This is a genomic window from Haladaptatus cibarius D43 (assembly GCF_000710615.1).
Taxonomy (GTDB): domain Archaea; phylum Halobacteriota; class Halobacteria; order Halobacteriales; family Haladaptataceae; genus Haladaptatus; species Haladaptatus cibarius.
Genome location: NZ_JDTH01000008.1, coordinates 19,914 through 32,357 on the forward strand (window position 1 = coordinate 19,914; position 12,444 = coordinate 32,357).

Here is a 12,444-nt window from a genome sequence, read left to right on the forward strand (position 1 = left end):
ATTTCCTCTATCTGATGTACAGTGGAGACCTTCTCCGTAACACTGTTGATAACGTGATGAAAATATCTGAGATACTGTGACTCCCTCCGTCTTCGATCCGGGCCTCTCTTTCACCGCAGTTGCTGAAACTGGCCTCAGCGAAATCAACAGCGACACCGGCGAGTTGCGAATTCAGGGGTTCTCGGTCGAAGACCTTGCTGAGAATGCAGGTTACGAAGAAGTAGCGTGGTTGTTGTTCAACGGCCGACTCCCGACCGACAAAGAGTTAGCCGAGTTCACGAACGAGCTCTCGTCCGCTCGAAACCTCACAGAGGATGTCTACAGTCTAATTCAGGCAGGTGCTGAAGAAGATGTGCCGGCAATAGATGTACTCCGGATGGGGTTGGGGGCCGGGAGTCTCTATTTTGACAGTGAGGACACCCTCATGGCTACCCGGCGCGTCGTCGCAATATGCCCAACAGTCATCGCAGCCTACTGGCGGTATCGGCGAGGGTTAGAGCCCATACATCCGCGTGACGACCTAACTCACACAGCGAATTTTTTATATATGCTTTCCGGGGTAGAGCCGGCCGAATCGACTGTAAAGAGGCTAGAAACGTATCTGATAAGTATTATCGAACACGGCCTTAATGCCTCAACATTCACCGCTCGGATTATCGGGTCAACCGGGTCCGATCCACTTTCGGCGGCTACCGGTGCCGTAGGAGCACTCAAGGGACCACGACACGGTGGAGCACTCGAACGAATTTTTGAGATGTTCACTGACCTTGATGACGGGACAAATCCAACAACGTATGTTCAAGAGCGACTGGAGAACGACGGATCGTTACCTGGATTTGGTCATGTCGTCTATAACACTCGAGATCCGCGAGCGAAAATCATCGAAAGATCGGCAGAACGCGTTGTCAAGGGGCAAGAGTCAACATCGTTCCTTAGGAACGCACAAGAGCTTGAGGCCGCCGCTGAGGACTATTTTTCTGAACACTACCCCAAGCGACAAATGCACGTGACTGTCGATTACTACGCGGCAGTTCTCCTTTCCGAACTCGACATTCCATCGGAATTGTTCACCGCGATCTTTGCTATCGGACGTTCCGCCGGCTGGATGGCTCACTACCTCGAACAGCTCGAAAGCGAGACACTACTTCGACCTCGAACACGATATATCGGCCCAGAGGAACGGTCGTGGATTTCGCGCTCGGACAGATATGTCGCGGGCGATTCGAGTCCGCCTTCATCCAACGATTTGAAGGGGATATCCTCAATTCTTGGCACTCTTTCAGAACCCGATCGGTTGGAGTTGTTGTTAATTCTGTATGAGTCAGCGAAGCCACTTTCGTACTCGTCGATTCGAGCGCAGAGTTCAATCGACGATAAGGGGCGGTTCAACTATCATCTCCGAAAACTTCGTAGCATATATATCACGAATACAGATGCGGGTTATTCATTGTCTGATACGGGCCGGAAGGTCATTGAAGTGCTCGTTGATGACGAGCAATTGCTCGCACAAATAATCGAATAATGAGTCACCGATAGGGGAAGTAGATTTACCCTGTAATATTGAGACTATTTCATAGCCCGATGATTGTTGGAAACCTCCGATAGAGTTGTCTCCCACTATCTTCTGAGACAATAGGTAAACACGAGAACAATCGGTACACTGCTTGATCATGTTCCTGCGTTGGATGATGATTAGCATTAGAAGAGAAATGGTCTTCTCCAAAGCCCTATCTTCAATTCTCTCTTTTCTCTATACGGATTAGCATGGTTGACCAAAAGCTCCACCGAGGATTAGAAGACATCGCCGTCGCGGAAACACGACTCAGTACTATCGACGGCGAGGCTGGTGAACTCATCATTGGAGGATACTCTGTTGAGGAACTTGCCAAGAATGCGATCTACGAGGAAAGTGTTTTCCTGTTGTTTAACGACCGACGTCCGACGAAATCGGAACTCGAATCGTTCTGCACGGAACTCGCTGGCTATCGCAAAATCTCCAAGGAAGCCAAACAGGTACTTCGACAAGCCGCACAAGAAAACGCGGACGCGATGGACGCTCTGCGAATGGGTGTGGCCGCAGCCAATCTTGGCTCTGACTTGACAAAATCGACGGACTACGCCAAGCGACTGGTGAGTGTGATCCCAACTATCGTCGCGACCTATTGGCGATATCACTCAGGTAAAGAGCCGGTGGATCCACACGACGACCTCGGCCATACCGCGAACTACCTCTATATGCTGTCTGGCGAAGAGCCCGACCCCGCAGCTGTGAGAGGGCTCGAAACCTACCTCAATACGGTTGTTGACCACGGACTGAATGCATCCACCTTTGTCGCTCGGTCTATCGCATCGTCCGATTCAGACCTCGTTTCAGCAGTAACGGGTGCAGTAGGGTCACTAAAGGGACCGCTTCACGGTGGAGCACCTGGACCGGTTTTGGAGATGCTCCTCGCAGCACACGAATCTGGAGACCCGGAGGGTTATGTGCAGGAGAAACTCGATTCTGGTGAGCGGCTTATGGGCTTTGGACACCGAGTGTATCGCACGCGCGATCCACGTGCAGAGGTCCTCTCCGGTGCCGCTGAACGGTTTTATTCTGGATCGGGTGACAGAGCATTCTTCGGATTTGTCGAAGGATTCGAAGAGACTGCGGTTAGTCGACTGGCCGACCACAAGCCTGACCGAAAACTCGAAACAAACGTTGAGTTCTACACAGCCGTACTTCTGCATGGAGTTGGCATCCCACAGGAGTTGTTTACGACCACCTTCGCTGTGTCACGAGTCGGTGGTTGGGTGGCTCATTGTCTTGAGCAGTTAGCAGATAACAAGATAATTCGCCCTGTGTCCATTTACGTCGGTGACCGTGGCCGATCGTGGACTCCAACAAATACCCGCTAGAAAAATCACGCTATTTAATATAAAATAATTGTCCAATTCATCTGACTCATACATAGTTTCCACTATGGAATAAAAGAACCGACAGCCACACGCCTCTGTAGACCTATTTTTAGGAGCCGAGTCAGCGGCGACTGCGTTGAAAGAAAGTCACGCATCAAACCTATCCTCCGAGGTTGTGAAAGATGAGAATTTGGATAAGCAAGACGGACGTTTCGGGCCAATTTGACCGAGGAATCGAGGGGTGAGCCATACAGAGGTACCATTTTATATATACGGAGTACCATTTATAAAATCATTGACCAAAGTGGTAATACTTTTCCGACGAACAATCTCTTATGCCTGAAGACGAGGAACTTTCTCTTGTACCAGACACCGCGAAAACAAACCCAGAAGACGATGAGCTAGGATATGCAGAATTCGCCGAGCATCTATCAGATACGATTGACGCGAAGGTTCCGACGACCGAGTTCATCATCGGAATCTATGGTCAGTGGGGGCTGGGAAAGAGTACAATTCTCAACTTCGTCAAGTACTATCTTGAGCAAGAGTACGAGACAGAAGGTGAAGATGAAAATGGAGACTGCTCCCCGCAGATTATCCGGTTCAACCCGTGGTGGTTCTCGGGACAACACGACCTTATCGAGAAATTCTTCTTTCAGTTACAGGCGGGATTGCAAAATGGTGACGATGAATCTCGATTTAAAGAAGTGCGGGGAAAGATTGCGTCGTTAGGGACTAAAGTCTCATCGCTCCCTATCGGAGCGATGACTGGAGTTCCTAAGGCCGAAAAAACCATCGGCGTTTTAGCAGAGTTGGCAGATGAAGAATCTGCCAACACTTCCGTTGAAATCCTCAAAGACGAAATCTCGGCTGGGCTTAGAGAGGAAGATCGGAACATCGTCATTATGATTGACGATATCGATCGTCTTACCGAGATGGAGATAAAGCAGATGTTCCGTCTCGTAAAGAGTGTTGCTGATTTTCCAAACGTCACCTACATTCTAGCGTTCGACCAGAATGTGGTGGTTGACGCTTTAGAAGGTGAGGGAGGGTTCCGAAATGGTGAGGAGTACTTAGATAAAATAATACAACTTCCTGTTCATATTCCCACACCACAAAGCCAGTCTATAGATCTGCAATTCCGCAGCCAACTTGATGAGCAGGTCAGGGAAGCGAAATTTGATAAGCAACGTTGGCAACAAATGTACCATAACGGGGTGAAGGAACTTCTAGAGACTCCACGAGATGCAATTCGACTTTCAAATGCGATCGAGATCTCGTATGGTGCTTTGGAGGAGGAAATTAATATTGTCGATTTGGTCGGGATCGAAGCGCTTCGTATATTCAGGCGAGAAATGTATGAGGAAATCCGTGATGGAAAAGAAGAGCTTACTAAAAAAATAGATAGTCAACGGAGACAAATAGACTTCCGTGAAAATGATGAAGGAAACTCTGGGCAGGGGTTCTGGGTTACAGAAGAGGAATTAGACGAAATAGATGGTTCAGTGTCTAATATTCTAACAACACTATTTCCAACCTTCCGCGATCTAAGTGATGCATTTTTCTTGTATAGAGAAAATTCAGAGACGCACCTCAAACGCAGGAGAATTTGCCATCCACATATGTTCGATTTTTATTTCAGGCTGACTATCCCTCGGGAGGGAGTCTCAATCAGCAAGATAAACACCGTTCTCGAAGCAACCAATGATACACAAACATTTTGTGACGTTCTATCTGACATTGTCAAGAGAGACGAAGATGGAGAGAGATCTCAAGGAGCTATTCTTTTGGAGCAGTTTACAGAGTATTTAGACGAGATCCCAGAAAAGAACATTGAGCGGGTTGTTGAGGCAATTTTCATTGCTGGGGAAGATCTCCTCGCGATTGAATCATCTGACGACCTTGGATTAGATATTGAATTGTCTATTAAAAATATAGTTTGGTCGCTGTTAAACAGGCTCGATAAAGAGGATCGTCTCCCAGTACTCCAAGAAGCAATGAATCGTAGTGATTCGGCTTTTATGCCAGTATGGTTGGTTACAAATGCAGCCAACGAGCATGGAGAATACAGCAAACGTGAACTAGCGGAGGAGAATCGGCTTGTAAATGAGAATCAACTAATGGAGTTGAAGCAGATAGCTATCCAACTAATCCAGAAAGCAGCAGATGAGGAAGAGCTTCTCGATACGCTAAGAACAACACATATCTTGAAATCGTGGGCAGAATGGTCTGATTCCGAGCAACAAGCAGAGTGGGCGAGTAAAGTTGTACAAGATACAGAGGATCTGCTCTCCTTTATTGAAACTTTCTTTCATGAACACCATGGGTCTACAGCAGAAGGTGAAGTGATTCGCCATCGAGTAGATCCTCAAGAACTGGAGCCCTATCTAAACATTTCAGTAGTGGAAGAAAAAATTCGCGAACTGGATTACAAAGAGGTGACTGAAGAGCAACAACATATCATGGATGTATTCAAACAGGGACAAAAGGATTTAGAGGAAGGTAAGGATCCAACCCGACTGGGATTCTGAGGTTAAGAGTAGGATTACGGTGACGTCAGTTACTGCGCCAGTAGCGAATCTTATCAATCAGTTCTTCAAGTGCTTCTGGCATCTCGTCGGTTATATTTCCGAGCATGAACTTCGAGGACGCTAGCTTTGTTCGGTCGTTTGCTATCCTAAAGTGGAGTGGGTAGGCGTTGCAATGCTGAATGAGCCAAGCAGAATCCTGCCCCCCAACACAGCCATTTTTACTCCAACTCAGCGTTCGTCTCTTCAGCAATCTCGTTCAGGAAGGTATCTTGGTATTCACCATTGACAACCCGGTGCACTCTAATCTCGTAGTTCAGGTGTTCTTGGCCATACTCCAAACGTTCGGGTGGGTCGTCAACATAGCGAAAACATTCCACGAACGTCGTACGAGGATGTAACTCTCCTTGTTGATTTAACTGAACCACATCCACAGTGTTCCAGATGTCCCAGTCTGTTTTCTGAAAAAAGCCTTCGATTACTCTATTTAGATACTCTTCACTGGCTTCGTAGTTGGCTGCTCCGCCGAGTTCTGCGTCGTAGGTATCGTGATGAACCGATGAGTCTGTCAACTGAGACGAGACTACCGGCGCAGTCACATCGTATTCATCTAACGTCTCTTCAACCTGAATTCGAACCTCATCATCAGCACGTGGCGAAAGAATAACTCGATTGATCAGCGCGTCCAGATCTGCACGCAGATTGATGTACTCCGGGTTGTCAGGAATCGTCTCGGACGGTGTTTCACGGCCGTCTATCTGTATCGTCGGATTACCGCCACGGTTCGCGAGTATCCGGAACTCTTGTTCACAGTCGAACTGCCGATGCTTGAAGAAGTACATCGCGTATGGGATTCCTGTCGGGGTGGTATCCACCTCGTAATCTAGGTATCGGACGATCCCCATGTACAGTCCTTCTTCCTCGACGTGTCGCTCAACCTGCTCGTATGTGGTCTCAATCGCCACACCTAGCCCATCAGCGTATTGATCCCAAATCTCTGGATCTTCATTTGTCCCAAGTCGCCAGCAGTTCGCATAGTAGTGCGAACGGGCATCTCCACGCATCTGTTCATACCCAGTAGCGAGATCCATTTCCTCGCCGTTATCCAATATCTGCTCGGTCTGTGCTGAACGTTGACGTTCACGATCACGAGCTGGGTTAGAAGCTTGTCCCTCGCGTTCCTCATATTCGGCGGCTTGGCCAGCCCGGAACCCGTTCTCAAGCGTTGATGCGAAATAACGCAAAGGCTTGTACCGCCGAATGATCATCTGGTTTGAAGGAATCATCCAATCGGTGTTCTTTCCGGTGACTGGGCAACGAGAGGAATCACCCGACATTATTGACTCTAAATTGTGTTTTTTCGCTACTTGTAAATCACGGTAAAGATTTGATGGAAGCACCCAGAGTTCAAATTACTCACTAATAGATTCCGGCGAACCGCCTGCTTCTTCCGAAACGTCACAAGGTCGGAGTAAACAGTTCGCAAAGATTTTCCTACCGGGTACGCATCAGCGAACTAAGATGGCACGCGCGAACCATACTGAACTAGTAGACCGATTCGAGCAGTTCTACCGTCGATATTACGCCGACCAAGTCGGAGAACTCGCCCAAAACTATCCGAATGAAAAGCGCTCGCTGTACATCGATTGGAACGACCTGTATCGGTACGACACAGATATTGCAGATGATTACCTTGCGCAACCGAAACAGTTGCAAGAGTACGCCGAAGAAGCGCTTCGTTTGTACGACCTCCCTGTGGACGTGGGCCTCGGACAAGCACATGTCCGTGTCCAAAACCTCCCCGAAATAACCGAAATCGGAGAGATCCGTTCACGGCATGTCCGCACGCTCGTCTCACTACGGGGAACCGTCGAACGTGCATCGGCTGTTCGCAGTAAGATACAGGAAGCCGCCTTCGAATGCCAGCGGTGCGGGACGCTAACGCTCATTCCACAGAGCAGTCTCGGTGAGACGCAGGAACCTCATGAGTGCCAAGGATGCGAGCGACAGGGGCCATTCCGCATCAACGTTGACCACTCAGAGTACATCGACAGGCAGACGCTTCTCCTAAAACGTCGTCCGGGGAATGCGACGAAAGATGGAGAAGCAAGCATTGTCGTGACGGTCGAAGACGACATCGCAGGAGATGTCGCACCCGGTGAAACCGTGACTGTAACTGGTATCGTGCGTATCCTCAATGATGATCACACAGATGCTTCTATCGCAGACAAGATCATCGACGGTCTCTCGGTCGTCATCGAGGACGAAGAGTTCGAGGATATGGACATCACGGACGAAGACAAGGAAAGCATCGTTGAACAGTCCAATCAATCAGACATTTACGACCAGATGGTTAGCTCCGTGGCCCCCTCGATTTATGGATACGAGGAGGAGAAATTGGCGATGATTCTCCAACTGTTCGGGGGAGTCACAAAACATCTTCCGGACGGGACTCGTATTCGTGGCGACATTCACATAGCACTCTTCGGCGACCCTGGCCCCTATGAAAGTCGTCTGCTCGACTACGCAGGTGTTCTCTCCCCACGCACGATCAGCGCCTCCGGATCTGGCAGTTCGTCGGTTGGCCTCACCGCGTCGATGAAGCGCACCAAAAAGACGAGTCGCGGTGATAAGACGTGGGCTGTGGAAGCTGGTGCGCTTCCACTCGCCGACCGTGGTCTCGCATGTCTTGAGAGTCTGGACAAATTCAACGACGAACAGGGAGCGGCTCTCATCGACGTGCTTGAAGACCAGACGGTGAAGGTGAACAAAGCCACCGTCTCGGAGCAACTGAAAGCGCGGGCATCGGTTCTCGCCTCGGCACATCCGAAGTACGGACGGTTCGATCAGTACGAGCCGATCGGAGAGCAGCTAGACCTCGAACCCGAGCTCATCTCGCAGTTCGACCTCATCTTCACGGTGACAGACCAGCCCGACCCAGACCACGACGCACGACTCGCGGAACATATCCTACAAACCAACTTTGCGGGAGAGTTGAACACTCAGCGAACCGAAATCGACGCCCCGAACATCAGCGAAGAACAGGTGCGAAGCCAGACAGAAGAAATCACTCCGGCCATCGACGCAGAACTCCTTCGCAAGTACATCGCCTACGCGAAATCGAACATCTATCCAACGATGAAACCGGAGGCCCGTCAGGCGATTCGGGACTTCTACGTCGATTTGCGTTCGAAAGCTGCGGACGAGGATGCGCCGGTTCCGGTGTCAGCCCGAAAGCTGGAAGCACTCGTTCGGCTGGCGGAAGCAAGCGCACGAGTTCGACTCTCGGATACAGTCGAACAGGAAGACGCAGATCGCGTCATCGATATCGTTCAGTCATGTTTGAAGGACATTGGGGTTGACCCGGAAACGGGGCAGTTCGACGCCGACGTGGTCGAAACCGGGACGAGTCGAGAATATGACGACAAAGAGGATGCGATAAAACACCTCATCGAAGAGGTCGACGAAAACTACGATAAGGGTGCCCCAGTAGACGTTGTACTCGACAAAGCTTCTGAAATGGGTATGGAGCCTTCGAAAGTTGAGTACGTAATTGAGCAACTGAAACAGAAGGGAGAAGCCTACGAACCCTCGACCGACTACCTTCGATCTACGTAAACGGCTCAGAGCAATCGATGTATCGGTATCATATTGCAAAGATATCATAAGTAGACGCGACAACGAAGGAATATGGATAATGACCGGGTGTTAAAAGTACTTGCTGTAGATGATCGGCACCTGCTGGTTGATCAAAACGGTGAGATAATCACAGTTCGAAATGAGGTTTCGCAACAAGTAACCTGTGGTGACTTCGTCGAAGTTGAAGACTGCTACGGGAGAGATAAGGCGATTGGGTTAGCACAAAAGAACCATCCAGTGGGACAACAAGCGCTTGTCAAGAAATGTACTAATGAATACATTTTAGTGCAGACTGATACCGAGAAACGGATCCTTCCCAAGCCAGATGACGACATTTCACCCGGTGATGGAGTATTACTCACAGACCTAGGTGAATTTTACACCGTATTTAAAGAAGATATCGTCGAACTGGATAATCGGGAGAGTCAGTGGCGAGAATTAAATGAGACGAATTCATCTGATTTGGAACAAGAGAATGTGCCAGATAAGCAGTACTCTGATTTTGGAGGGATGGACGATGTCGTCGAGGAAGTGAGATACAAAGTAGAAGTACCTCTAAAGGAGCCAGAGCGATTCGAAACCGTAGGAATGGATGCCCCGAAAGGCGTACTCTTCTACGGGCCGCCCGGGACTGGAAAAACATATCTGGCAAAAATAGTAGCCAACCAGGTTGAAGAAGCATCCTTCTTTAGCATCAGGGGGCCGGAGTTATCTCACGAATTGGTTGGGGGTACTGCACGGAGACTTCGGGATTTATTTGAGAAGGCACAACAGAATCAACCAGCGATTATCTTTTTTGACGAGATTGATTCAATGGCTCCGAGACGGGACAAGACAATGGATGCTGGGCGTCGGACAGTCGGTCAATTGCTGTCACTAATGGATGGTATTGAAGATCGCGGGCGGGTGGTGGTAATTGGAACGACCAATCTAATCGATGCGATTGATCCGGCACTCCGACGCCCAGGTCGGTTTGGGCGGGAAGTCGAATTTTCTCGACCATCGCGCGAAGGCCGACGAGAAATTCTGAATATCCATAAACCAGGTATTAATTTCGATGATAGCATATCTCTTGATGATCTCGTTGAGAAGACGAGCGGCTGGACAGGTGCTCATATTGAGTCGCTATTTGAGGAGATTGGGGAGATTTTACTAAAAGAAGAGCGGGACAAAGGGGCGAGTCCAACAATACATCGGATGGATATTGAGCGTGCCTATGAAAGGGTACAGACTCAAATCAACAATAAGGAGGCGCAACGACGTCGAGAGCAAGAAGCTGAGGAGGATGTACATTAATGGGAATTAAAACGTGGCTTTCAAAATTGTGGAATGGGCAAGAGAAGGAAAACCAGTCGCTAGATGATGAACCGTCTGATCAGGATTTGGTAGAGGACTCAGTTGACGAAAATTCAGGATTGGATACAGACGAACATGAGTACGAGAGAGAGCTTCGAGAATTTGTTTATCTTGACCGGGATAGTGTTGTAAGCCTTCTCGCATCTATTGAAGGAGCCATCAAACAGGAACGGATTGAACAGATTGGGAGTCGCTCGGAGGATCGAGTTTCTGGTGGTATAAACGCGAGTATCTCTGGAGTGGGTGCAAAGGTAGAGGGAGAACGGGTAGAGATGGGAGAGAACTCGTCTGAGGTGGTGCATAATTACGCGATTCAGTCACTCTTTGATCAGTTAGATCAACATCGACGGAACGATGTAGACCTAGGCGTTCTTGATACTAATAAAAAAGATGAGATAGACATTTCTGAGATAGAACGAAGTGATGTTCTTCGCGTCGATGTTGAGCTCAAAACACACTACCTATATCGGTTTTATACAGTGATGATGTATATTCAGGAGAATATTCCCGAGTCGGTAGGTCTGGAGGAGGAAGATACGTTGGAACTGATCGAGTCAATGTTTGGGTCGGAGGTTCCGGTGAGTGGGCGCGTTCTTGATTATCAGGTTAAGAATGGGAGAATTCAACCTGTTGAATCAGATAACCCCGACGGAGAGCCGCTTCATATCGTTGGGCAATTAAACACTATGAAGCTCTGGCAGGACATTCCTGATGCCTTGTTCGATGGAGGAGAGTACACAGTGTTTTGTCGCGTAAAGGAACTTTATGAAGACGAACCATGGCGTCCCTTGAGCCTCGCGCAAAAAATTGAAACAGTCTCTCCACCACTTGCCCAGGCGTTAACTCAATTTATGGAACGTGCCTCGGCACTCGCAGAAGAGGAAGCAAGCGAACAGTACAGTGGTGATGCCGATCTAGATCAGTGGATGGATGCTCTCACTGAATTTGATGACCGAGCGGGAATTGATAATAGGACTGACACTCTTCATCGGGAGTTTATGACCGAGTATGTGCTCGAAAACGGGATTCCAGCACTTACACCATCCGGAAGTACAGAATTGGTCAATTTTTATAAGGAATATGCAATTTATCTCAGGGAACACAATATCGACTTATCGAAAGGGGATGAAGCAGAGGCTACTGATAGAATGATATTCAGTGAACATCAATCAATGGGTGATAGGGAAACGAGAACAAGTGTTGACGGCCTTCAAATCGAGAGTCAAATTGTAGCTATCTATTGGTAACGAGGATTAGAACAGGTCTTGAACTCGACAGTGATTATCTAGAATGATAGTGGATGACAATAAAGATAATTTTATTTGAATTACTATAAAAGTACTGAATAAGTCAATGGCTACACTGAAAGGAGTTCTAACGGGTATTTATGCACGGTTACTTCTTGGCGGGATTAAAAAGACAGAGAAATATCAGACCAAGGGAATTGAACGGATAGTCTACTGGGTCGATACCGATGGGTGGATGGCAGGGCAATATACACCGTGGGGAACGATCATCCTGAACAAAAACAAACTTCGAGAGCGTCCTGATGATCTTGAAGAGTTCACGTTTCTTCACGAGGTCGGCCACTCTCAAATGCATCTGTTACCTCGTATCCTACTCATTCCCTTGCTCTTGAGTTCCGCTCTTGGTCTATTCAGCCTCCCATTTCTGCTTATTTCCATGTTATCGTCCGCCCTCTCTGCGCCAACGAGTCAACAGCCGTATTATGCGATGGCATTTCTAATCGTGAGTGCTCTCGTTGTTCTCTACTACGTCATCGTAACGTGGATTGATGAAGGATATGCAGAGCTGTTCGTCCTCTCGAAAATTGGGGCAGTTAACTACCAGGAGTGTCATCGAAAAGCGCACGAGAGTTCTCACAGTGGATTACTCAAGCGAATCCGGATTTGTCTGACCTATCCACATCCGAAATTAGTGGTATGGGCCGGTGAGAAATTAGGAAAAACATAGCAGATAGAACAGTTAATAGTCATTTCTCTGCGGGAATGACTAATCTGAA

The 12,444-nt window shown here is 48.4% G+C and carries 8 protein-coding genes; 7 read left to right on the forward strand and 1 reads right to left on the reverse strand.

Annotation, left to right across the window (positions count from 1 at the left end; all coding sequences use genetic code 11):
* Window positions 1-76: 76 nt before the first annotated feature.
* The 3 genes from HL45_RS17465 (at window position 77) to HL45_RS17475 (ending at window position 5,429) form a co-directional block, all read left to right on the forward strand.
* Entirely contained in the window at window positions 77-1,522 is a 1,446-nt protein-coding gene (locus HL45_RS17465; protein WP_049972499.1) for a citrate/2-methylcitrate synthase, read from the forward strand.
* A gap of 242 nt (window positions 1,523-1,764) precedes the next feature.
* Window positions 1,765-2,898: a citrate synthase/methylcitrate synthase gene (locus HL45_RS17470; protein ID WP_049972500.1), complete on the forward strand. Its 1,134-nt coding sequence runs from the start codon at window positions 1,765-1,767 to the stop codon at window positions 2,896-2,898.
* A 335-nt stretch (window positions 2,899-3,233) separates the two neighbouring features.
* Entirely contained in the window at window positions 3,234-5,429 is a 2,196-nt protein-coding gene (locus HL45_RS17475) for a KAP family P-loop NTPase fold protein (protein WP_049972501.1), read from the forward strand.
* A 218-nt stretch (window positions 5,430-5,647) separates the two neighbouring features.
* Here HL45_RS17475 and HL45_RS17480 read toward each other — a convergent pair whose 3' ends face one another.
* Window positions 5,648-6,763 (reverse strand): hypothetical protein, encoded by a 1,116-nt coding sequence (locus HL45_RS17480; RefSeq protein ID WP_049972502.1) that lies wholly within the window; start codon window positions 6,761-6,763, stop codon window positions 5,648-5,650.
* A 184-nt stretch (window positions 6,764-6,947) separates the two neighbouring features.
* On the opposite strand from HL45_RS17480, the gene HL45_RS17485 reads away from it, so the two are divergent.
* From HL45_RS17485 to HL45_RS17500, 4 genes are all read left to right on the forward strand, one after another.
* A complete protein-coding gene (locus HL45_RS17485; RefSeq protein WP_049972503.1) occupies window positions 6,948-9,044 on the forward strand; it encodes a minichromosome maintenance protein MCM in 2,097 nt (698 codons plus the stop codon).
* A 72-nt stretch (window positions 9,045-9,116) separates the two neighbouring features.
* Entirely contained in the window at window positions 9,117-10,361 is a 1,245-nt protein-coding gene (locus HL45_RS17490) for an ATP-binding protein (RefSeq protein WP_049972504.1), read from the forward strand.
* Entirely contained in the window at window positions 10,361-11,668 is a 1,308-nt protein-coding gene (locus tag HL45_RS17495) for a DUF6414 family protein (protein WP_049972505.1), read from the forward strand. The genes HL45_RS17490 and HL45_RS17495 overlap by 1 nt, the downstream gene beginning before the upstream one ends.
* Before the next feature lie 106 nt (window positions 11,669-11,774).
* The gene (locus tag HL45_RS17500; RefSeq protein WP_049972506.1) at window positions 11,775-12,395 is read left to right on the forward strand and encodes a hypothetical protein; all 621 of its coding nucleotides are present in this window, start codon (window positions 11,775-11,777) and stop codon (window positions 12,393-12,395) included.
* Window positions 12,396-12,444 lie beyond the last annotated feature (49 nt).

What these genes read in the sequence shown, in the direction of transcription:
- HL45_RS17485 (WP_049972503.1), top strand. Translation starts at nt 6,948, where the DNA reads ATGGCACGCGCGAACCATACTGAACTAGTAGACCGATTCGAGCAGTTC.
- HL45_RS17475 (WP_049972501.1), top strand. Translation starts at nt 3,234, where the DNA reads ATGCCTGAAGACGAGGAACTTTCTCTTGTACCAGACACCGCGAAAACA.
- HL45_RS17495 (WP_049972505.1), top strand. Translation starts at nt 10,361, where the DNA reads ATGGGAATTAAAACGTGGCTTTCAAAATTGTGGAATGGGCAAGAGAAG.
- HL45_RS17500 (WP_049972506.1), top strand. Translation starts at nt 11,775, where the DNA reads ATGGCTACACTGAAAGGAGTTCTAACGGGTATTTATGCACGGTTACTT.
- HL45_RS17470 (WP_049972500.1), top strand. Translation starts at nt 1,765, where the DNA reads ATGGTTGACCAAAAGCTCCACCGAGGATTAGAAGACATCGCCGTCGCG.
- HL45_RS17490 (WP_049972504.1), top strand. Translation starts at nt 9,117, where the DNA reads ATGGATAATGACCGGGTGTTAAAAGTACTTGCTGTAGATGATCGGCAC.
- HL45_RS17480 (WP_049972502.1), bottom strand. Translation starts at nt 6,763, where the DNA reads ATGTCGGGTGATTCCTCTCGTTGCCCAGTCACCGGAAAGAACACCGAT.